17 protein-coding genes are annotated in these 22,553 nt (G+C 61.6%); 13 read left to right on the top strand and 4 right to left on the bottom strand.

What is annotated here, in order from left to right:
• Window positions 1-6: 6 nt before the first annotated feature.
• On the top strand, window positions 7-252 hold the full coding sequence (locus MOV80_RS17790) for a hypothetical protein (protein WP_161524515.1): 246 nt from the start codon (window positions 7-9) through the stop codon (window positions 250-252).
• Between the two features lie 84 nt (window positions 253-336).
• Here MOV80_RS17790 and MOV80_RS17795 read toward each other — a convergent pair whose 3' ends face one another.
• Entirely contained in the window at window positions 337-1,938 is a 1,602-nt protein-coding gene (locus MOV80_RS17795; RefSeq protein WP_019103999.1) for an NAD(P)/FAD-dependent oxidoreductase, read from the bottom strand.
• A 149-nt stretch (window positions 1,939-2,087) separates the two neighbouring features.
• Between MOV80_RS17795 and MOV80_RS17800 the strand changes: the two genes are divergently transcribed.
• The 5 genes from MOV80_RS17800 to katG all read left to right on the top strand — a co-directional run bounded on the left by MOV80_RS17800 (window position 2,088) and on the right by katG (window position 6,943).
• Window positions 2,088-2,513: an Lrp/AsnC family transcriptional regulator gene (locus MOV80_RS17800; protein ID WP_019103998.1), complete on the top strand. Its 426-nt coding sequence runs from the start codon at window positions 2,088-2,090 to the stop codon at window positions 2,511-2,513.
• 599 nt (window positions 2,514-3,112) lie between these two features.
• Window positions 3,113-3,673 carry a DUF2975 domain-containing protein gene (locus MOV80_RS17805; protein ID WP_043593326.1) on the top strand — a complete coding sequence of 187 codons (561 nt, stop codon included), beginning with the start codon at window positions 3,113-3,115 and terminating at the stop codon, window positions 3,671-3,673.
• 9 nt (window positions 3,674-3,682) lie between these two features.
• Window positions 3,683-3,916, top strand: coding sequence for a helix-turn-helix transcriptional regulator (locus MOV80_RS17810; protein ID WP_019100941.1), 234 nt, complete (start codon window positions 3,683-3,685; stop codon window positions 3,914-3,916).
• A 12-nt stretch (window positions 3,917-3,928) separates the two neighbouring features.
• Window positions 3,929-4,510 (top strand): methylated-DNA--[protein]-cysteine S-methyltransferase, encoded by a 582-nt coding sequence (locus MOV80_RS17815; protein WP_249605348.1) that lies wholly within the window; start codon window positions 3,929-3,931, stop codon window positions 4,508-4,510.
• Between the two features lie 222 nt (window positions 4,511-4,732).
• Window positions 4,733-6,943 (top strand): catalase/peroxidase HPI, encoded by a 2,211-nt coding sequence (katG, locus tag MOV80_RS17820; RefSeq protein ID WP_019103122.1) that lies wholly within the window; start codon window positions 4,733-4,735, stop codon window positions 6,941-6,943.
• 146 nt (window positions 6,944-7,089) lie between these two features.
• Here katG and MOV80_RS17825 read toward each other — a convergent pair whose 3' ends face one another.
• On the bottom strand, window positions 7,090-7,524 hold the full coding sequence (locus MOV80_RS17825) for an outer membrane protein assembly factor BamE (protein WP_019103121.1): 435 nt from the start codon (window positions 7,522-7,524) through the stop codon (window positions 7,090-7,092).
• 43 nt (window positions 7,525-7,567) lie between these two features.
• On the bottom strand, window positions 7,568-9,184 hold the full coding sequence (locus tag MOV80_RS17830; protein ID WP_019103120.1) for a YadA family autotransporter adhesin: 1,617 nt from the start codon (window positions 9,182-9,184) through the stop codon (window positions 7,568-7,570).
• A gap of 632 nt (window positions 9,185-9,816) precedes the next feature.
• Between MOV80_RS17830 and MOV80_RS17835 the strand changes: the two genes are divergently transcribed.
• From MOV80_RS17835 to MOV80_RS17850, 4 genes are all read left to right on the top strand, one after another.
• Window positions 9,817-10,386: a GNAT family N-acetyltransferase gene (locus tag MOV80_RS17835; RefSeq protein WP_043593337.1), complete on the top strand. Its 570-nt coding sequence runs from the start codon at window positions 9,817-9,819 to the stop codon at window positions 10,384-10,386.
• Between the two features lie 203 nt (window positions 10,387-10,589).
• Window positions 10,590-10,847: a YjhX family toxin gene (locus MOV80_RS17840; protein ID WP_019099904.1), complete on the top strand. Its 258-nt coding sequence runs from the start codon at window positions 10,590-10,592 to the stop codon at window positions 10,845-10,847.
• A 68-nt stretch (window positions 10,848-10,915) separates the two neighbouring features.
• On the top strand, window positions 10,916-11,422 hold the full coding sequence (locus MOV80_RS17845) for an N-acetyltransferase (protein ID WP_039753119.1): 507 nt from the start codon (window positions 10,916-10,918) through the stop codon (window positions 11,420-11,422).
• Window positions 11,423-11,773: 351 nt separating this feature from the next.
• Window positions 11,774-13,447: a GMC oxidoreductase gene (locus MOV80_RS17850; RefSeq protein WP_249605349.1), complete on the top strand. Its 1,674-nt coding sequence runs from the start codon at window positions 11,774-11,776 to the stop codon at window positions 13,445-13,447.
• Window positions 13,448-13,483: 36 nt separating this feature from the next.
• Here MOV80_RS17850 and MOV80_RS17855 read toward each other — a convergent pair whose 3' ends face one another.
• Window positions 13,484-14,686: an NAD(P)/FAD-dependent oxidoreductase gene (locus tag MOV80_RS17855; protein ID WP_043593340.1), complete on the bottom strand. Its 1,203-nt coding sequence runs from the start codon at window positions 14,684-14,686 to the stop codon at window positions 13,484-13,486.
• Between the two features lie 169 nt (window positions 14,687-14,855).
• Here MOV80_RS17855 and MOV80_RS17860 point away from each other — a divergent pair, with 169 nt between their 5' ends.
• The 3 genes from MOV80_RS17860 to MOV80_RS17870 all read left to right on the top strand — a co-directional run bounded on the left by MOV80_RS17860 (window position 14,856) and on the right by MOV80_RS17870 (window position 22,489).
• A complete protein-coding gene (locus tag MOV80_RS17860) occupies window positions 14,856-15,647 on the top strand; it encodes a helix-turn-helix transcriptional regulator (protein WP_232060460.1) in 792 nt (263 codons plus the stop codon).
• 670 nt (window positions 15,648-16,317) lie between these two features.
• Complete coding sequence (locus MOV80_RS17865) at window positions 16,318-19,128, top strand: ATP-binding protein (protein ID WP_081576100.1); 2,811 nt, start codon at window positions 16,318-16,320, stop codon at window positions 19,126-19,128.
• A 133-nt stretch (window positions 19,129-19,261) separates the two neighbouring features.
• On the top strand, window positions 19,262-22,489 hold the full coding sequence (locus MOV80_RS17870) for a hybrid sensor histidine kinase/response regulator (RefSeq protein WP_249605350.1): 3,228 nt from the start codon (window positions 19,262-19,264) through the stop codon (window positions 22,487-22,489).
• Window positions 22,490-22,553 lie beyond the last annotated feature (64 nt).

Here is a 22,553-nt window from a genome sequence, read left to right on the forward strand (position 1 = left end):
TTGATCATGTCAATCAGCCTCGCCCCGGTCCAGCCCGCGCCCTCTGCGGCCGGCCGTCGCCTGACCCTGCTGCTGTGCTGCCTGGCCGCGCTGGCCCTCATCGTCATGCTTACCAAATCGATTCCCGCCGCCGTCGTCAGGGGCAACCTGCCGCATGAAGGCGGCGACCCGGACAGCGTGATCGTGCAGCAAGGCCGTTTGCCGCGCACCGTCGGCCTGACCGTGGATTACCGCCTACTGATTCCCTCTTGATTGCCCTTTTCGCCCGTCGGCCCCGACGCGGGCTTTTTTCGCCTGGCGCGCGGGGCCGTTCCCGCAAGATCTTGCACGGGCGGCTCAAACCATGCGGCGCCCCAGGTCGCGCAGCACCTCGCGCGCTGCGTTGTGGCCCGGCGCGCCGGTGACGCCGCCGCCGGGGTGTGCGCCGGCGCCGCAGGTGTACAGGCCGGGAATGGGGCCGCGGTAATCGGCGTGGCCCAGCATCGGCCGTGCCGAGAACAGCTGATCCAAGCCCAGAGCGCCGTGGAAGATGTCGCCGCCCACCAGGCCGAAGGTGCGCTCCAGGTCCAGCGGGCTCATGATCTGCCGCCCCAGCACCGCGGCCTTGAAGTTGGGCGCGTAGCGGTTGACGGTGTCTATCATCAGGTCCGCCACTTCCTCGCGGTGATCGTCCCAGCTGGCGCCGTCCGGCAATTGCGGCGCCACGTGCTGGCAAAACAGGCTGGCCACATGCTGGCCCGGCGGCGCCAGCGACGGGTCCAGCGTCGACGGAATCAGCACTTCCACTATGGGCCGGCCGGACCAGCCGCGCTCGCGCGCGTCGTGATAAGCGCGCTCCATATAAGCCAGGCTGGGCGCGATAATGATGCCGCTGCCGTGATGTTCCGCCTGCGTCTTGCCCGGCAGGCAGCTGAAATCCGGTAGCTCGGATAGGGCCACGTTCATGCGGAAAGTGCCGGAGCCGCAGCGCCAGCTTTGCATCCGGCGCAGAAAGTCCGCCGGCAGCGCCGCCGGGTCCAGCAACTGGGTGTAAAGCAGCCGCGGATTGAGATTGGACACCACCACCCGCGCATCCAGCCGCTCGCCGCGCTCCGTCACCACGCCCACCGCCCTGCCCTTCTCCAGCAACACCTCGCCCACCGCGCTGTCGGTGAGGATCTCCGCGCCGCGCTCGCGCGCCGAGCGCGCCATGGCCTGGGTGATGGCGCCCATGCCGCCCAGCGCGTGGCCCCAGGCGCCCTTGCGGCCGTTGACCTCGCCGAACACATGGTGCAGCAAGACATAGGCCGAGCCCGGCGCGTACGGGCTGGCGTAGTTGCCCACCACGCTGTCGAAGCCGTAAACCGCCTTGATTGGATCGCTGTCGAACCAGCCGTCCAGATAATCGCCGGCGGACTTGGTGAACAGGTCCAGCAACTCGCGTTGCTGCGCCAGTTCCAGCTTGCCCAGCCTCCGCCCCAGTCGGCCGGCCTTGAGCAGCTCCGGCAAGGCGTTCAGCCAGCCGCCCGCCACCGCGTTGGGCGGCGTTTGCAACACCAGCTCGCGCAGCAGTTCGGCGGCGGCGTCCAGGTGCCGCGCGTAATCGTCCAGCCTGTCGGCGTCGCGGCGCGAGAAGCGCGCCACTTCGGCGGCGGTGCGGCCCGGCCCCACTTTCAGATAGCCGCCGTCGTCCAGCGGCAGAAAGTTGGACAAGGGCCGCTCCACCACTTTCAGGCCGTGACGCGCCAGCTCCATGTCGCGGCTCACCTTGGGGTTGAGCAGCGACACGGTATAGGCGGCCACCGAGTTGCGGAAGCCGGGGTGGAACTCCTCGGTCACCGCCGCGCCGCCCACCACGCCGCGCCGTTCCAGCACCGTCACCTTCAGCCCGGCCCGCGCCAGGTAGTGGGCGCACACCAGGCCGTTGTGGCCGCCGCCCACGATGATCGCATCCCGCATCGCTTCGCTCCTTGTCTCAGGGGAAGCCTCATTCTCGGGTCAAGTTCGGCAAATTGCAGTGCGCAGAGCGACGAACTGTCGGATATTATTGATCGTATTGACGAAAAGTCCGGCACAGCGCCACACCGCCACCCACGCAGAGAGCCGCCATGGACGCCACCGATCAGCAATTGCTCGCGCTGCTGCGCGAAAACGCCCGCGCCCCCACAGCGGAACTGGCGCGCCGGCTGGGCCTGTCCCGCACCACGGTGCAAAGCCGCATAGAACGGCTGGAACGCGGCGGCGTGATTTTGGGCTACAGCGTGCGCACCAGCGCCGCCCACGACGCCGCCCAAGTACGCGCGCTGGTGATGATCAGCGCCGCGCCGCGGTTGAGCCCGTCGATAGAAAGCGCCTTGCGCCGGCTGCCCCAGGTCCGCACCTTGCATTCGGTCAGCGGCGTCCACGATTTCATCGCCGGTGTGGAAGCCGCCGGCGTGGCCGAGCTGGACGGCTTGATAGACCGCATCGGCGCGCTGGACGGCGTGGAGCGCACCAGCACCGCCATCCTGATGACCACGCGCATAGACCGCTGAACCGACCAGCGCGGTCAAGGCGTGAAACGGCCTCGACATCGCCGTTCTCAATCCAGCGCCGTCTCCCCTGCACGCCGCCAATCCCCATGCCAGCAAAACGCACAGCAAGCGCGCGCGCCGGCTGTAACCCAGAGTCTTAAGCATGCGCCGGCGCCGGACATTCGGCCGCCGGTCCAGGCTGAGGCGCCAGCCTGCCGCTTGTTTGATTTGCATCGCTCATCATCAAACCTCTTTCGTTCATCCGGCGCGCAAACACGCCGGGCATCGCGGAGAGCACGCGAAGGTAATCCCGCCTTCACGTGAAAGTTGATGACTGTATTACATAAATTAATTACTGTTAAACGATAATAAATTGTTGTTGATCATGTAGTCATTGCGCAACGCGTCTCCAATCCGTCTAAAAGCCGCGCCCAGCCAGGGCCGACGGCTCACGAAGCCCCCACGCAGCGACATGCCCAAGGTGTGTGCTAGCCGCAACGCAGAGAAAATCAAACTTGCACAGTAAAAAATTATCGTTTTACAATAACAAATAATTGTTTAGCGATACTTCGCCAACGCCATTTCTCATCGCCTTTCCAACCAACCGCTAAGGATCTCCCATGAACTCCACACGATTGAGCCGCTATTGCGCCGCCATGGCCTACATCACCGTCTTGGGCATAGGCGCCATGCTGCTGCTCAACATCCTGTTCTGGCTCTTTCCCAAGTCCATTATCGACGCCGGCTTGACCATCTCCGTGGACACCGTCAGAGGGTTTTACGGCTCAAGCGAATTTGATCTCCCGAACCTGCCGCTGTGGCAACGCGCCGGCGGCGCGGTCCTTTCCTGCGTCTCCCTGCTGATCCTGGCCCAAGGCCTGAACGCCCTGCGCCGCCTGTTCAAGCTTTATGCTCAAGCGGAATATTTCACGGAGCGCTCCGCCGCGCTGTTGTCCAAAGTGGGTTCCAGAGTCGCGCTTTGGGTGTTGGCGGACCTCGTCTCCCAGCCGCTGATCAGCGCCTGGCTGACCATGATGCGGCCGGAGGGGCAGCGGCTGATCGCCGTCAGCTTCCACACTGAAAACCTGGAAAGCCTGTTCATCGCCGCCGTGGTCATGATCATTGCGCGCATTCAGCGAGAAGGCATTACGCTGGCGTGCGAGAATAAGCAATTCATCTGAAAGCGACACATGCCCATCAAAATCCATCTGGACATGCTGCTCGTCCAGCGCAAGGTCAAATCCAAGGATCTGGCCCAGGCCATCGGCATCACAGAACAAAACCTGTCGCTGTTGAAACAAGGCAAGGTCAAGGGCTTCCGACTCTCCACCCTGGAGGCGATCTGCCTGTATCTGGACTGCCAGCCGGGCGACTTGCTGCAACTGGTGCCGGCTGAGCCGGACGCGGTCGACGACGGCGAGTAAGCCGGCTTAACCATGTCCCAAGCAGTTCACACCGATGCTCCCCGCCAGGCCAGGCCGTTGCTCTTGCGCCGCTTCGACACCCCGCTCGGCGCCATGGTGGCCTGCGCCAGCGAGCAGGGACTGTGCCTGCTGGAATTCACCGACCGGCCCATCGTGAACACGGAACTGGCGGCGCTGCGCCGCCAGCTGTCCGCCGAAATCGCAGAGGGCGACAGCCCGGTGCTGCGCCAGGCCGAACGCGAGATCGGCGAATACTTCGCCGGCTCGCGCCGCCATTTCGAAGTGGCGCTGCATCTGCCCGGCACCGCCTTCCAGCAGGCGGTCTGGCAACTACTGCTGAGCGTGCCCTACGGCCTCACCCGCAGCGACCAGGAACAGGCGGCGAGACTGGGCCGTCCGCAGTCCGTCCGCGCCGTGGCCGCCGCCAACGGCGCCAACCGCCTCTCCGTCATCGTTCCCTGCCACCGCGTGCTGGGCAAAGACGGCGCGCTCACCGGCTACGGCGGCGGGCTGGAGCGCAAGGCCTGGCTCCTGGCGCATGAGCGCGAACACGTTCCCCAGCCGGAGACGCCCGCAATCCACCGCGCCTTGTAGAGCGCCGCCTTTCTGAATCCGCCCCGCCGCTTCAGTCTTGAACGGCGTCTTATTGCCAAAGCCAGGAACTATGCGGCGCGCCTAATGAACTAACTATCGCCAAAGCATGATTGATTGACGGAAGCCATAGGACTGATTGAAATTGCTCAATGGCTTCCAACGGCAAGCTTCACTAAGCTGATCCCAGCAAGTCATTGAACACCTTGACCTAAGGAGTCTGTCATGAGTAGCGCGTCCAAGTGCCCATTCCACCAAACCGCCGGCAACCCGGCTGTCGTGAACGCCCAATCCAACCGCGACTGGTGGCCCAACCAGCTCAATCTCAACATCCTGCATCAACACGCGCCGGCCTCCAATCCGCTGGAGCCTGGCTTCGATTACCCCGCCGCCTTCCAACAGCTGGACTACGCCGCGCTGAAAAGCGACCTTAAAGCGCTGATGACCACCTCTCAGGACTGGTGGCCAGCGGACTGGGGCCATTACGGCGGCCTGTTCATCCGCATGGCCTGGCATGACGCCGGCACCTATCGCACCGCCGACGGCCGCGGCGGCGCGGGCACCGGCAACCAGCGCTTCGCTCCGCTCAACAGCTGGCCGGACAACGGCAACCTGGATAAAGCGCGCCGTCTGCTGTGGCCGATCAAGCAAAAGTACGGCAACCAGATCTCCTGGGCCGACCTGATGATCCTGGCCGGCAACGTGGCGCTGGAGTCCATGGGCTTTAAAACCTTTGGTTTCGGCGGCGGACGTCAGGACATCTGGCAGCCGGAAGAAGACGTCTACTGGGGCGCGGAAACCAAATGGCTGGCCACCAGCACCGAAGCCAACAGCCGCTACTCCGGCGACCGCCAGTTGGACAATCCGCTGGCCGCGGTGCAGATGGGTCTGATCTACGTAAACCCGGAAGGCCCGGACGGCAACCCGGACCCGCTGGCGTCCGGCCGCGACGTGCGTGAAACCTTCGCCCGCATGGCGATGAACGATGAAGAAACCGTGGCCCTGGTGGCCGGCGGACATACCTTCGGCAAGGCCCACGGCGCCGGCGATCCGGCTCTGGTGGGCCCGGAACCGGAAGCCGCGCCGCTGGAGGCGCAAGGCCTGGGCTGGATCAACCGCTTTGGCGACGGCAAGGGCGAATACACTACCACCAGCGGCATCGAGGGCGCGTGGAAACCCAACCCGACGCAATGGGACAACGGCTATTTCGACATGCTGTTCGGCTACGACTGGGAACTGACCAAGAGCCCGGCCGGCGCCCACCAGTGGGTGGCCAAGAACGTCAAGCCGGAACACCTGATCCCGGACGCTCACAACCCGGCGAAAAAACACCCGCCGATGATGACCACCGCCGATCTGTCGCTACGCTTCGACCCGATCTACGAGCCGATCGCCCGCCGCTTCCATCAAAACCCGGCCGCTTTCGCCGACGCCTTCGCCCGCGCCTGGTTCAAGCTGACTCACCGCGACATGGGCCCCAAGACCCGTTACCTGGGCCCGGAAGTGCCGGCCGAGGATCTGATCTGGCAAGACCCGGTGCCGGCGGCCTGTCAACCGCAGATCAACGACGCCGACATCGCCGCGCTCAAGGCCAAAGCACTAGCCTCCGGCCTGTCCGTCAGCGAACTGGTGTCCACCGCCTGGGCCTCCGCCTCCAGCTTCCGTGGATCGGACAAGCGCGGCGGCGCCAACGGCGCCCGCATCCGTCTGGCCCCGCAAAAAGACTGGGCGGTCAACCAGCCGGCGCAACTGGCCCGCGTGCTAAAAACGCTGGAGGCCATTCGTCAGGACTTCAACGCCGCTCAGAGCGACGGCAAGCAAGTGTCGCTGGCCGACCTGATCGTGCTGGCCGGCGGCGCAGCGGTGGAAGCCGCCGCCAAGGCCGGCGGCCACAACATCAGCGTGCCGTTTGCGCCGGGCCGCACCGACGCCAGCCAGGAACAGACCGATGTGGAATCCTTCAGCGTGCTGGAGCCACAGGCGGACGGTTTCCGCAACTACCAGAAGCAAGCCTACTCTTTGCCGGCGGAAGCGCTGCTGGTGGATAAGGCGCAGCTGCTGACGCTGAGCGCGCCGGAAATGACGGTGCTGGTGGGCGGCCTGCGCGTGCTGGGCGCCAACGTCGACAATGCGCCTCACGGCGTGTTTACTACCCGTCCGGGTGTATTGAGCAACGACTTCTTCGTCAACCTGCTGGATATGGGCGTGGCCTGGCAGCCCACCTCCAGCGCCGGCGAGTTGTACGAAGGCCGTGATCGCAAAACCGGCCAGCTCAAGTGGACCGGCAGCCGCGTTGACTTGGTGTTCGGCTCCAACTCGCAGTTGCGGGCGCTGGCCGAGGTCTATGCGCAAAACGACGCACAGCCCAAGTTTGTCCGCGACTTTGTCGCCGCTTGGAACAAGGTGATGAACCTGGACCGTTTCGATCTGAAATAAGCGCGGTTCACAGTCGGCAAACAAAGCGCGGTCCATCTGGACCGCGCTTTTTTGGGGCCTGGCCCCGCTGCTGCGCGCATGAAAAAACGAACCGCCGGTCAAGGCGGTTCGTTTCATTTCGCTCGGCTCCGGGCGTCGCGCTAGATTCAGACCGCGGCGGCGATCTCGGCGCAGGACTCCTGCCGCCAGATCACCGATGCCACCTTCATCCGCTTGTCGAACAACAACTTGTACTGGCAAACCCGGGCTTGCTCACCCCCCTTGGGGCTCAGATTCAATACGTAATCCCACTCGCGCACGCCAACCATGCCCTCCGCGAAGTGCGGGCGGCCAATCAGGCCGTAAACCTGTTCCTTGCTTAGGCCCGGCTGAACCTTGGCCAAATTTTCGAGATTGGGCACGCTGCCTTCCGGCTGCCAACCATTGTGTTCAATGCTGGGCCATGTCGGGCTAGCCTGCTCGGCCAGATGGCCGTCGTCAGTGATCTTGCTCAGGCGGCTAGTGCCGCAGCCCATCAAGGCCGCGCCGGCGGCCGCCAGCAACAGGTAGCGGAGAGAGCCGCCGAATACCGGTTTTTTCATCATCTATCTCATTCAATATCAGCTGATTGATCTTGTTTGCCGCTTACCACTGGAAGCCCGCGCCCAGGCTGGCGCCGCCTTGACCACGGGTATTGGTGGAACCGGAGAACTTCACCACCCAGCGGCCGTTGTCCGACAGCGAGGACAGCCCCACCGCGATGGCGGACTCGCCGCCGGTGGTTGCCGTGGCCACGGCCAACATGTTCTTGCCGGGCAGGAAAGCCTGCGGCAGACCGGCCATGGCCATCGCGCCGGCGGCGGCGCCGAACGCGTCGCGGCGCGTATCGGACAGATCGGACCTGAGCTGCTTGAATTGCTGCTGATTGTTGAAGTTGGCCGCATTCAGCTGGTCCACGTTCACCGCGTCCGTGCCCTGCGCGCCCGCCGCCACATTGTGGATGGTCACCGGCCTGCCGCCGTCCCCACCCACCAGGGTGACGTCGTTGCCGGCGTTTGTCGTCGTCGTCCGGCCGCTGGGATCGGAATACTGCACCGGCCCGCTTTTCTGGAGCCGGTCAATCGCATCGCCGACATTGTTCACGGTATTGCCGTAAACGGTGTAGTTCGGACGGTTCACCGCGCCGGTCTGAGCGTTGTAGGACGCGCCGCCGCCCAAGGCCGCCGCGGTGCCGGCGCCGACATTGTCCACCTTGTCGCTCACGCGCTGCACCGCCTGATTGGTCGCGTTCAGCTGGCTGCCGTTCACCGCGTCCGTGCTGGTTCCGCTCACCCTGCCGGCGGCGACATTGCTGATTTGACGCTCATTGCCCGCGCTGCCCACGCTCACCACGCTGGAAGGGGCCGCGCCGGCATAGTTGTAGGTCACGCCGTTCACCACGCCGCTGGCGGTGGGGTTGGCCGCCGCGGTACGGCTATTGGCGCCCAAGGCTACGTCGTTGGCGTTGCTGGCCTGAGCGTTGCTGCCTATCGCCAACGCATTGTTGGCGGTGGCCGCGGCGTTGTTGCCCACCGCCACCGCATTGCTGGCGTTGATGTTGGCGCCCGCATTATTGCCGATGGCCACATTATTGCTGCCGGACACGTTCTGGCCGGCGTAGGTGCCCACCGCGGTATTGTTGTCGCCCGTGACATTTCTGCCGGCGTTCGCGCCGTTGGCGGTATTGTTGCTGCCCTTGATATCCCAGCCGGAGAAAGTGCCGCTGCTGGTGTTGTAGCTGCCGGTCACATTGCGATTGGAGTTGTTGCCCAAGCCGGAGTTGAAATCGCCCTGAATATCCTGAGCCGAATTGGCCCCGCTGCCGGTGTTGCCGGTGCCGGTCACGTTGCGGATGGTGTTGATGCCGGCGCCGACGTTGGCGTCGCCGGTCACGTTGTAGCCGGAGTCGTTGCCCATGAAGGCGTTATTGTTGCCCTGCACATTGGTACCCGCGTTCTGGCCGATCGAGGTGTTGTAGCCGCCGTTCACATTCACGCCAGCGGCGGCGCCGAACGCCGAGTTGTTGGTGCCGGTCATATTACTGCCGGCGCCCACGCCATAAATCGAGTTATTGCTATTGGTCGCCACTCCCGGATCCACCGAACCCGCGCCGTAGACATTATTGCTGCCCACGCCGGAGATCGTGTCGGCGCTCGCCAAGGCGGACCAGGAACAGGCCACGGCCAAGCCAATCGCGCTCAACGCCAGGGAAGGCAAGGACAAACTTTTTGCTGCAGATACTTTGTTACTCATTTCACAGACCACATTCTTCAAGATTGATGGAATTCACCTAAGGCAAGTCTTTGCAGGCAAGCGCGCCGCCAGCTCCAGGTTTCCGGCGGGATAGGCGCCAATACGCGCATCCCAGCCTGAAACCCATGGCCGACCGCGGTTCGGTCCAGGGGCGCGGCGCGGCTCCGCCGGCGGCGCTGACTTGTCTCTGCATCCAGGCACTCCGTTCACAACAAACCGCGCTCGAGAAGGACGAGTACTTGAAACTCCCTCTTCGGCGCGGCCAGAATCACGCTATGCCTTTGATTTTTAAGAATCCTAACATTTTGTTAATATCTGTGAAAATTGAAATAATTGAATCAATTAATTCGTTTTAGCTATCAATCTTCTTGATCAATAATAAAATTCAAACAGAATATCCGACGGCCGCGCGCCGTTCCCTCCTGAAAACGTGTTTACGATCTCGCGAGCAAGAGCGAGACAAGACAAAAACTGCTGAGAAAGCGGAATGTACAGACGGTACATGAGCATTTCGAAGTGGGTTTCAACGCCGTATCGCCGCCGCGTAGCAGGTCGTCAACAGGTTCTGAGATAATGTCGTTCTTGCTTCCGTCATCCACGCCATGTCCCACAAACTATCCCCCTTGTCTATTCGCCGGCTGAGCCCACACGACATCCCCGCCAATTGGCTGGATGCCTTTCAGCGCCGTCAGGAGGTCCGCCTGGTCTATCGCGCCGGCCCCGCTGGCCGGCAATGCGTGGCTGAGCCCTTCATCGACGACTGGTCGCCGGCGGAACGGCGCGAACTGGCGCGGGAGATGGCGCGCATCGCCGCCGACGGCGCGGTGCTGGCGCTGGAAATCGAAGGGGATCTCGCTGGTTTCGCCGCCGTAGACGCGCAGGCCTTGGGCCCGGACGGCGGCTACCGGCAACTGAAAGAGCTGCAAGTGGACCGCCGCTGGCGAGGCCGGGGCCTGGGGCGCGCGCTGCTGGCCGCCAGCGCCGCAGCCGGCCGCGAACTGGGCGCGGACACGCTCTACATCTCCTCGCACTCCGCCGTTGAAACCGTCGCCTTCTACGAGGCCTGCGGCTGCGCGCCCGCCCGCTGGCTGCACGCGCCGCAACTGGCGCTGGAGCCTTTCGACTGCCAGCTGGAACTGGCTCTGTTCGCGCAGTCTGTTGATTTTATTTAGCTATCCGCATAGAATTTGGGCTTGCTCATTTGATTGAGCGTCCTTCTTTTCCTCGCAAAAGGCTTTGCATGTTGGAGATTGCAGCAATCCGATAACGCCGCCCGTTTTTCCGGCTGGCCGTTATCAAAATGCCCCTTAGCTGGTAGCGCTCGCATCGCGGCGGCTGCCCGTTTTCGCATTTGATTGCCGAACGATCATCCAATATGAATATCTCCAAGCCGGAGCAAAGGACTTTGCACGTCCTAGCCAAAGGCGGCCGCATCGCGCACCTGCGCGACGACGCGGGCCGTATCTCCACTGTTGAATGCTATACCCGAGAAGGGTATCTGCTGTCCGATTGCAGCCTGCTCGTGTTCCAGAAGCTCAGGGCCAAGCGCCTGATCAGCTCCAAGAACGGCCAGCCATACCAAATCAATAAGGCCGGCCTGCGCGCCGTGCGCGGCCAACTCGACAACCAATGACCACCGCCGCCGCGCTGCCGAACGCGCAAGGCGGCGGCGCTGGCGCGTTCCATTCCAAGGAAAACGCTATGACACTCATGCTGAGAAACGAACAAGACCGCGACATCGACGCCATCTTCGAACTAACCCGGGCCGCTTTCCTCGCCGAAGAGCACTCCAGCCATACCGAGCAATTCATCGTCAACGCGCTGCGCCGCGGCGGCCAGCTCACGCTGTCCATCGTGGCGCTGGACGGCGAACGGCTATTGGGCCACATCGCCGCCTCGCCGGTGCTGATCACCTCCGGCGCCGCCGGCTGGCACGGCATCGGCCCGGTGTCCGTGCATCCGGAACGACAGGGCCAGGGCATAGGCAGCCTGTTGATGCGCCAGGCGCTGGCCGCGCTGCGTGAACTGGGCGCGCAAGGCTGCGTGGTGCTGGGCGACCCCGGCTACTACACGCGCTTCGGCTTCCAAGCGCGTCCGGGTCTGATTTTGCCGGGCGTGCCAGCTGAATACTTCATGGCGCAAAGCTTCGGCGCGCCGCTGCCCGTCGGCAGCGTCAGCTACCACCCGGCGTTCGAAGCCACCGCCTAAGCGGTTGAGCGAGCCGGCCCGCGCCGCCGCGGCGGCCGGGCTGGCTTGAACGGCAACCACCACATTATTAACAGCCAAATCATTTCAAATAATAATTTAATGTCAATTAAATATCTGTCACAAATGACAGTATCGCCCCTCCGAGCAACCAGACAAGAATCTACCCGCTTACTTAATAAGCAAACTTTTTGGCCGCAATGGCCTCCTTGAGTCTGTCCAAAACCTCGCGAGCAAGGGAGAGACAAGGCCCCCCAGAGAAAGCGGAATGGCCAAGTGCCACATGAGCATTTCGAAGGGGGATTTCAACGCCGCAGACCTTGCACGGGCTCTTAAACATGAAAGGGCGATCCCATGGCTTACCCCCCTGACAATGACCAAGCTTCTCCGCTCACCGCGCAGCTGAACCGCCGTCAGCTCTTGCTGGGCGCGGGTGCCGGCGCCGCCGGCCTGATGCTGCCGGCGTCCTCATCAGCCTTCATCGGTACGGACGCGCTCCAGCTGGCCAAGTACCAGCGTCTGACTCCCGAACTATTCCAAGCCGTGCCGCGTCCGCCCGCCTACACCCCTAATCTGGTGATAGGCTCCGGCTTTGGCGGCGCCGTCTCCGCGCTGCGCCTGGCACAGGCCGGCCAGCAGGTCACGGTGCTGGAACGCGGCCATCGCTGGCCCAATGGGCCTCGGCGCGACATCTTCTCCAACGACACCCTGCCGGACGGACGCGCGTTCTGGCACCGACGCCAGGCCAAGATGCTGATAGGCGTGACCACGCATTTCGACTCCTTCGGCGGCGTGCTGGACTCAACCGACTACCCAAATATGAATGTCTGGCGCGGCGCCTGCGTCGGCGGCGGCTCGGTGGTGTTCACCGGGGTGATGATTCAGCCGGAACAACGCTATTTCGAAGCCCTGTTCGGCAACTGGGTCGGCTATGAGGAAATGAACAAGACCTACTACCCCAGGGTTCGGCAAATGCTGCGCCTGGACACCATGCCGACGGACATCTACAACAGCAAGCCCTTCCACCATTCCCGCGTCTGGGACGCCCAGGTGCGCAAGGCTGGCTACGCCACCACAGCTAATGATTCCATTTTCAACTGGGACGTGATTCGCCAGGAGCTGCGCTGGCAATCCACGCCCTCCGCCACCGCGGGCTTGTCCAACCACGGCAACTCCAACGGCGCCAAGTTCGACCTCAACCAGAACTACCTGGCCCAGGCGCAAGCCACAGGCCGCGCCGCCATCTACCCCGGTCATGAGGTGCTCAGCATCGCCTGGGACGGCAGCCGCTACGAGGTTGACGTCGTCAAACGCGCGCCCGACGGCCGGCAACTGGACCGCTACCGCCTCAACTGCGACCGGCTCTTTCTCGCCGCCGGCTCCATCGGCAGCTCGGAACTGCTGGTCAAGGCTCGGGCGCAAGGTACGTTGCGCAATCTCAACGAGCACATCGGCCAAGGCTGGGGCAGCAACGGCGACACCATCGTCACGCGCAGCTTCAGCACGCTGTCGCTGGCCACCCAGGGCACCCCCAGCGCCTCCCGCATCCACGATCCAAACAGCGGGCAGCCGCTCACCCTGGAAAACTGGTACGTACCGGGCCTGCCGCTGGACCTGAGCACGGTGATCGGTTCGCTGGGCATGGCCTTCGATCAAAGCAATCGCGGGCATTTCAGCTATAACCCGGCCACGGACCGCGTGGTGCTGAACTGGCCGCAGAACGGCAACCGCGACAGCGTTGCCGCCGCCAAGACGGTGAACGACAAAATAGCCGCGGCCACAGGCACCGTCCCGGGTTTCCCGGGGATCATAGCCGGCGTCACCGGACTGAACTGGACCGCGCATCCGCTGGGCGGCGCGGTGATAGGCAAGGCCACCGATGCCTGGGGCCGCGTCATCGGCCATCCCGGCCTGTACGTGATGGACGGCGCCTTGCTTCCCGGCAGCGCCGGCGCGGCCAACCCCTCGTTGACCATCACCGCGCTAGCCGAGCGCAACATCGAGCACATCATCAAAAACGGAAAGTAAGGCCCGCCGCCGCCAAGCCATGGCGGCGGCCGAGCCTCACGCTAAGCCAGACCGTTGCAGCAAGCGGGCGCTGCCCGCGCGCGATAGCCGCAAGGCGTGCTCGGCGCGCCGCCGCATGTCCCGTTCCCAGACGCGCAGCGCCGCCACCGCCTCGGCCGTTGTGCCCGCCGGCGCCAAAACCCGCGCCAGTTCCGCGCCGTCCCAGAGCGCGGTATTGGCGCCCAGCCCGCCCGCCGGGCTCATCGCATGCGCCGCGTCACCCAACAGGGCTACCCGCTCGCAGCGCCAGGCCGGCACCTCAGCGGCCATCCGGATCGGACGCGCGCCCAGACACTGTGGATCGCCATGCGCGAAAACAGCCTGCAAACGTGGATGCCAGCCGCGCGTCGCCTGTTGGATCCGCGCCCGCAACGCCGCGCCGCTCAGGCGCTCATCCGGCAAGACCCCGCCCAAGTCCTCGGCCCTCGCCACGCAGGCCCAATACCAGTAATCCGGCATCGCGCTCAGCTTCACTTCCGGCGCCATCCGCCGAGCCAGTTCCGGCAAGGGCGCGCGGAAGCGCATCGCCTCGATCACCGCCGTCAGTCCGTCGCCGAACACCACGCAAACGCCCTGGCCCAGCTCCGGCGTCGACGCCTCGGCCGGCAAGGCGTCCCGAGGCGTGACGCCGTAGAGCACCACGGCGCCCTCGTCCTCCGGCTCCCCACCCGGAACCAATTGCCGGCGCACCGTGGAGGCCACCCCGTCCGCGGCGATCAGCACATCCACCTCGAACTCGGGCTGACCCTCGAAGTCCAGCAACACACCGCTGGGCGTTTCCCTGACGCCGCGCAGCGCGTGGCCCCAGCGGATCTGGTCTTTCAAACCGCTGGCCAGGATTTCCCGCAACGTCTGGCGGTTGGCGCTGAGGTCGCGCTCCGCCGCGTCGCCGTCCTGCGCCGATGGCCGCCAATGCGCCGGTTTGCGTTCCGACCAGGCGCGCAGCTGCGGATCGACGAAACAATCGTCGCCGCCCAGCGAGCAGCTTTGCCGGAACAGCTCGAACTGCCGCGGCGTCAAGGCCTGCCGCAGTGCCTGCTGGCCGTCGCCGTCGATGCGCAGCCGATAACCCTGCCAGCGGCTGTCGGCCGCATGGTCGCGTTCAAACAGTGTGGCGGCGATGCCGGCGCGCGCCAGGCCCTGGGCCAGGCACAACCCGCCCAGGCCAGCGCCGACGATGCCAATGCGTAGAGATGGCATAACTTGTCCTTGGTTCGTCATGGGGAAATCCGGCCTGTGGCGCCACCGCAATGGCGGTCGCCCAAGCCCTTGCCGACGATTGTGCGCGCCGCCGCCAAAGCTGCTATAACGCTTTTTTGCCAATAAATGGTGAAAAATGGCCAATATCGACACCAGCCCACGAACGGACATGCCGGACCTTAGCGAATGGATAGGCGGTCCCCCGCTGATCGCCGTGCCCGGCAACGATAGAGAAGGCAGCGACTACCGGCTGGGCAGCCGCGAATACGCATGGCACAGCCATGCGCGCGGGCAACTGCTATGCGTGGAAACCGGCCTGATCCAGATCCGGACCCCACGCGGCGCCTGGGTCCTGCCGCCGCACCGCGCCGGCTGGATTCCGCCCGGCGTGCCGCACCAGGTGCGCGTCAGCGGCGCGCTGACCGGCTGGAGCCTGCTGCTAAGCCCGGACTGGAGCCGGACGCTGAGCCCGCAGCCACAGGTGCTGGCGATCACCGAACTGATGCGCGCCGCGGTGCGCCGCGCGGTGACGTGGACGGATTATTCGTCATGGCGGCCGGAGCAGGAGCGCATCGCCGCGGTGCTGCTGGACGAATTGCGGCAAGCGCCACAGCAGGCGCTCTGCCTGCCGATACCGGAGCATCCGCGCATCGCGGAGCTGGCCCTCCGTCTGCTAACCGAGCCGCCCGGCAAACACGCGCTGGCCGACTGCGCGGACGCGGCGGCGATGTCGCCGCGCACCCTGCGCCGCCACATCCTGGCGCATACCGGCATGAGCTTTGGACAGTGGCGGCAACAAGCGCTGCTGATCCGCGGCATGGAAATGTTGGCGCGCGGCGTTGCCGTGGCAGCGGTGTCGGACGAGTTGGGTTACGCCTCCCCCAGCAACTTCATCGCGATGTTCCGGCGCGCCTTGGGCGATTCACCGGCGCGCTTTTTCGCGCGGCAAGAGCCAGCCTGACGGAGTGTCGGCGAAGATTAGCGGGCCGAGGGCCGGTGAGAACCCATTCAATCTCTCGCCCGCTTTTGCGCCATGGCGATCCTGTCGCCGCTTGCCACATTGCTTTATAGTTTAAATTTATCCAGACGCGCTGGCGTTAAGAGCCTGTTCAAAGTCTCGCGAGCAAGGGCGAGACAAGGCGAAAACGAGCGAAAAACGGAATGGTCGAGTGGTACATGAGCATTTTGAGCTTGTTTTTAACGCCGTATCGCCGAAGCGCAGCAGACTTTGAACAAGCTCTAAGTCCTTTTTGATTAAGCAAGAGCACATACTCGGCCAGCCTTGACCCGCTTCTATCGAAACTCCCTATCTATTTTCACCCCGATATCGCGCGCTAATCGCTTAAAACAAGCTCTCTAAGTCAACAGGCGAAATCCAGAAGCAATCAAAACCTAGCTTATATAGGAAAGTCGGGGCGTAACAATCAGGCCAACCCAACTGGACAACAATTTTCCACTAGGGGGCCGACAAATGAGCTCACTGGCAAGGCAATATAAATTTCATTATGAAACCATGCAAAAAATGACATCCGCCTTGTAGGCCAGACTATTGAAGTTTCGTGCTTGAAAAACATTATTGCTTTCAGAAATGACTTATATTCCCCGGCAGCATACGCAATTACGATATTCCGATGGATATCAAGTGCTTAGTGCTTAAACCCTGGCCATTGCGGCTATCTGCGGCCGCCAGTATTGTGTGGCTATTGGCTGGGGCGCTGCTTTTATGCGCTGTATGCATTTTGGTTATTTACTTGAATATACAACTGAATAGCCATGTCGCGGTCCAACGTCTATCCATGAATGAAGCGGCTTACGCCGCAAAGGCTTTTTTCAATCGCCGCGTGGAGTTCCTAAAAAACCTGGACAAACCCGTCGCAGCTGGCTCAGACCGGCGTTCAGGTTCATTGAGTCACCTCAACCGGATAGGCGAACCACTGCCTCCAACCGGCTTGACCTTGCCCTTAAACGATCAGCTCCAAGCGGCCAACTTGGGCGTCAACCTCTTATTGTTATTGCAAGGCAAGGATCAATTGACCGTGCGCAGGCTGGAAAGCGGCTTTCCGATCGCGGAAGAAACGCCGGACAACGTGCTTCGACAGTTGAGCGATAATCCAACGCCGCTGTACCAAAGCGCGACGGTGTGGCTGTTCGATCCCAAAGATCCTCAGCGCCGCATTTACATGGCGCGGCCTTTCATCTCTCCCTCTTCGCTGGACGGCGGAGAGCAAGCCTGGCTTGTTTTGGAGTTCCTGGGACGAGACGTGCTAGCCAGCCAGCAGCCCTTTGCTGGCTATGAGTTCGCCTTGCTGGATGCCAATGAACATGAGGTGGCCGCTACGGCCGCCGCCTCTTCAGGGCGGACGCAGGACATGTGGCAACGGCTGTCCAACGCATTGCCTATTGTGCCCAGCGTTCAAACCCGTTTCCCGCTTGGGCCTGACTGGATGTTGGCCTATCGCTATCCGGAATCGGCTCTCCTCAACGATATGCGCCATGCCTTCTTAAAGTGCCTGGCCATCTTAAGCTGCGTTATCGCCGGGCTTGCCCTGGGCAGCCTATGCGTGCTGAACAGGTTTGTGCGGCCCGCGTTGCAGCGGCTGCAACAGCATGCGGAAGCGGAGGCTTTTCTGCGTTCGGTATTCAACGCGGCTCCTGTGGCGCTTTGCGCGCTGAGAAGGCGCAATGGTCAGGCCGTCCTGGAAAACCAGTTAGCTCGCGACTGGCTGCCCGCGATTGATCCGGATTGGAGGTCGACGGAGTGGGTGGAGCGCGTCTTTCTGCGGGCTCGCTTGCAGCAAGTCGGCGTTGTCAGCGAAGAGCTGGCCACTCTCGATGGCCGCCATTTGTTCGCCAGCCTCGTGCCCACTCGCTACCGAGGAGAAGAAGTGCTGCTGTGCGCGCTGAGCGATATCAGCTTGCGCAAGCAGGCCGAACTGGCGCTAGAGCACGCCAAGCAATTAGCCGATGCCGCCAATGCAGCCAAGACCGCGTTCATCGCCACCATGAGTCACGAAATCCGCACCCCTCTATACGGCGTGTTCGGCAACCTGGAGCTCTTCAAACACACCCGCCTGGATCCGCAACAGCAAGGCTATGTGCAGGCGATCCAAAGCTCCTCCACCATGCTGCTGGGACTCATCAATGACGTTCTGGACCTTTCCAGGATAGAAGCGGGTCAATTGCGGCTGGAGATGGAAACATTCAATCTGTTTGAGCTGGCGCATGAGGTGGTGCACGGCTACGCCGCCTCCGCCCTGAACAAGGGCGTATTGATCTACGCTTGCATCGACCCGCGCTTGAGCCTGCCCCTGCGGGGCGACCCGGGCAAAGTACGACAGATTCTGAGCAATCTCCTCAGCAATGCGGTGAAGTTCACCGACAATGGCCGTATCGTCATGCGCTGCGGCTTGGTCAATGGAAACAACGGCAGTATCCGGGCCTCCATCCAGATCGCGGATACCGGCATCGGCATTGCCGCCGAGGATCAGGCTTCTTTGTTCAAGCTGTTTTTCCAGGTAGGCGAGGGTCGCCGCAGGGCAAGCGGCACCGGTCTGGGCCTGCCGATCTGCCAGCAACTCGCCACCCTGATGGGAGGGGACATCACCGTAGTGAGCGAACCGGGCCTGGGCAGCAGTTTCACTCTGTGGCTGCCGCTGAAAGCGCTAGCGGACAGCCCTCCACGACAACGGCCTCTGACTCAGCAAGCCATCTACGTCAGCGCGCCGGTGCGAGAACTCGCCGATAGCCTGTGCGACTGGCTGAACTTCCTCGGCGGCAGAGCGCTGGCCTGCGCCAGGGAAAACTTGCCGCGTGACAAACTGTGCTTGGAAGTGCGCTTGGACATCGATCCGCACCGGCGAGCCAACTGGCCCGGCGTGCGTATATGGCATGGCGACGAATCGGCACGCTCTAGCGCCGAATGGGTCTCCTTATACGCTCCGACGGTGATCCTGGACACCATGCTTTCCACGCAGGGCCTCGCCCCCGTCACTGCGGCAGGGGCAGGCGCCTCAACACCGGGCAACTTGAATCTCAGAGTATTGGCGGTGGAAGACAACGACATTAATCGCATGGTTTTAAAGGAACAACTGGAAACCTTGGGCTGTCGCGTGCAGTTGGCCGCCAATGGCCAGGAAGCGCTACAGCGATGGAATGTCCACGAATTTGACCTGGTACTGACGGACATCAGCATGCCGCGGATGGACGGCCGGGAGTTGGCGCGCAGAATCCACCTGCAAGCTCCGGGCTTTTTGGTCGTGGGAACGACGGCCAGCATCTTAAAAGAAGAGGCCCAACTTGCGCGCGAGGCTGGGATGGCCGCGGTGATCATCAAGCCAGTCAGTCTGTCCAATCTGTTTCGATGCTTAAACTCATTGAAGCAAAGAAGGGAGTACCGCGAACTTTCCTCCCCAGGCTATCTCTCTTCCAATGGCGTTGTCTGAGCACCGGCTCCACCAGCGCGATAACGCTTCAAACCATAAAGCGGCCATAGGCTGTTTTACGAAACGACGCCGCCAGCACTTGCAAGCCAATTCAAGCATAGACCCGCGCAAGATGTGTCAATGAAACGGAGTCATGGAAAATAATACGCAATCCATCGGTAAGTTGATCAGAACATCCTTACGGCTCAATGTGAGCCTGATTTTGGTCCTATCCTTGGTTCTACTCGCTTTAACCGCCAGCTACTGGGCCGCCACCTTACTGCTAGATGAAAAACAGAATATGGCCCAGGTGCACTTCGCATGCGTTGCCAACGGCATTCGAGAGCATGAAGCCTTTCTTAGCCGCGGCGCGCGGCGCAACTCCGACATCATGGGCAAACGGCTGGGTAAACTGCTGGATACAACACGCACTCCTATTGCGCAGGCTGGCGATTACCTGATGGTGGAGGGGCGCAGCTCCCCGTATTCAATGCCGTTTACTCTGGGCTACCGTGTAGATCAGTGGCCAGAGCCTCCAGAGGGCCTGTACGCCTTAGGAGCCTTAAGCGCGGATTACTACAGCACTTACTGGTCTCTGGCCAAAACCGACGCTCCCCAAAGCTTTCTATTGGCCTTGGATGAAGCAACCAGCCTGGCGGTGCCGACGGTGGACAATACCGCAACCGAAATGGAGCTGACGCACACCAATTTTCCAACAATCACCTCCGCCATCCGCCAGTTTTTACTGCAACAGCGGCATGACACCACCAAGGTCAAGTGGGCAAGCGGGAAAAGCGCCCAAGGCCTTGATCCAAATACTCTTCTTGCCTATATCCCGGCCTATATCAGCGAAAAGTTTTGGAAAAAAGACAGCCGCTCCCAAATTATGGCGGTTTCAATGCTGGAGATCCGAAATGTTTGCTGGGCCGGCACCAGCAAGCGCCGGGTTTTTGACGACATCAGTCTGATAACGCCGGATGGACGGGTACTACTGGGCGAAACCTACTCATTGTCGACGTTAAAAGCGGGACTGAATTTTAGCCAAGATGGCCTGCTGCTTTATTTGCCCGCCAAAGCCAAGACGAATTGGGCCGCGGTCTATCGAGTGCAATACAACCGTTTGCTCGCTCTGGCAAACTGGCATGCCCAAGTCTTTATGATCAGCGTGCTATTGCTGGCTTTGAGCGGCGTTCTGGCGGTACGCTGGTATCGGCTTCGAGTATTGGCGCCGGCACAAGCCTCGCACCAAGCCGTGCTGGAAAGCGAAGCCTTCAATCGCGTGATAACGCAAACCGCGCCAACCGCCTTGTTTGTTCTGGAATTGCCTCTCCTCCAACCCTTGGTGGTCAATCCACTAGCGTTGGAGTGGTTCGACCGAGAACGAGACTACCCGCAGCTAATAGCATTCTGGGGCGAAATAATAGACGGGAAAGATATCTCCAACCGCACAGCTTGTCTGCGCATTGGAGAACGCTATCTGCAGGCCAGCTTTGCTCCAGCCCGTCACCGCGGCAAGAACGCCATATTATGCTCCTTTAGCGATATTTCTCATTACAAAGCAAGCTCAATGGCGCTAGAGGCGGCAAAGCGGGCGTCGGATAGTGCGAATGAAGCCAAAACCCATTTTCTGACTACCATCAGTCATGAAATTCGCACCCCGCTTTACGGCCTGCTGGGCACGATAGAAATCCTTGACATGACCCCGCTAAGCCCGCGTCAGCGCGCTTATTTGAGCACCATGCAAGACTCGTCTTCTCTGTTGTTGCAATTGATCAGCAATGTATTGGATGTTTCCAAGATTGAGTCCGGGCAAATGGCGCTGGAGTCGCAATCATTCTCCCCGCTTAGCCTTTCCGAGGAAGTTGTGCGCGCTTTTTCCGCCATGGCTAAAAACAAAAGACTACGCTTGTACGCCAATCTTGATGAGAATGCCCCGGAGCTAGTATTGGGAGACGCCACACGCATTCGCCAGATTTTAAATAACCTGCTCAGCAACAGCATCAAGTTCACCGAATCCGGCTGGATTGTATTGCGCCTGAAAGCCACCGCCTTGCCAAGCGGCCGCGTCAATTTAGCCTGGCAAGTGACCGACACCGGCATAGGCATCACTCAGGAACAGCAAACCCGGCTGTTTGAACCCTTCTATCAGGCTCAAGCCCTGCCTGGTTTGATTGCGGGAACAGGACTAGGCTTATCGATCTGCCGACAACTCAGTCAATTGATGGGAGGCTCTCTTCGAGTCGTCAGCGATCTTGGGCTGGGCAGTAGCTTCACCCTGTCCTTGGAGCTGGAGCAACAAGCGGCGGCCCCCACGCTAACGGACTACCCCCTGAGCCAAACAACCGTGTTGCTGCGCGCTCATCTGAAAGAGCAGGGAGAAAGCCTGATACGCTGGCTGACCCGGCAGGGCGCCAACACTCGCTGGTTGGATCCGATGGAGCCTGTGCCGGAAGATTCCGGATTGATTTTATTGGATCTGGACCCCGCGGATGAATGGCCTCGCAACCCACTGAGCACGCGCGTCATCGCCACTCCGGAAGGACCGCTTCAGGCGCAACTGCAAAGTGATAGTTGGTTGGTGAACATTCATCACCTCAAAGGCATCCTACAAGCGGTATGGCTGGCAAAACACGGCCTGCCCGGCGAGGCCCTGCCGGAATCGGTCAGCGATACTGCCGCTCTAGGATTGAACGTCTTGGTCGCCGAGGACAACCCAATCAATCAACACATCTTGAAAGAACAGCTGGAGTTGCTGGGTTGCCGCGCCGATGTAGTAGGCAATGGCCAGGAAGCCTTGAAACACTGGAATATGCGTCCGTATGATCTAGTGATGACCGATGTCAACATGCCGCTGATGAATGGGTACGAGCTAGCCATAGCCCTCCGGGGCCAAGGCGTGGACATTCCCATAGTCGGCGTCACCGCGAATGCCATGCGGGTTGAGGAGGAAGCCTGTCTGCGCGCGGGCATGGATGCCTGGTTGGTTAAGCCCATCAATTTGCACGGCTTGCGCACCGCATTAACGCGGCTAAGCCAAAAAGCTTTAGACAAGTCAGCCACCCACTCTGCGCAAGCCATCCCCATCCCAGATGGTTTGATAGTGCCAATGGCCATGCGCGAGCTATTTTTGCGCACCATGCGCACGGACCTAGACGTGCTATACACGGTTTCGATGGCCAGAAAACCACATAAAGTAGCCTCCATTTTGCATCGTATTAATGGCGCTCTGGCGGTAGTCAACGCGCAAACGCTAATGAGCGCAGGCCAAGCATTGGAAGCACAACTCACGGAGTTGTATGAATTAAATGACGAGAACATCGCTAATCTGGAGCAGTTTCAAAACCGTTTGGAGGCTGCTTTGCAACGACTTGCGGCCTCTTAAACAACAGAGATGATTTGAAGGCCCAGCTTATTGATTAAGAGATAGGCATTGGAATCAAATTCAC

Source organism: Chromobacterium sp. IRSSSOUMB001, from assembly GCF_023507765.1.
Lineage (GTDB): Bacteria > Pseudomonadota > Gammaproteobacteria > Burkholderiales > Chromobacteriaceae > Chromobacterium > Chromobacterium haemolyticum.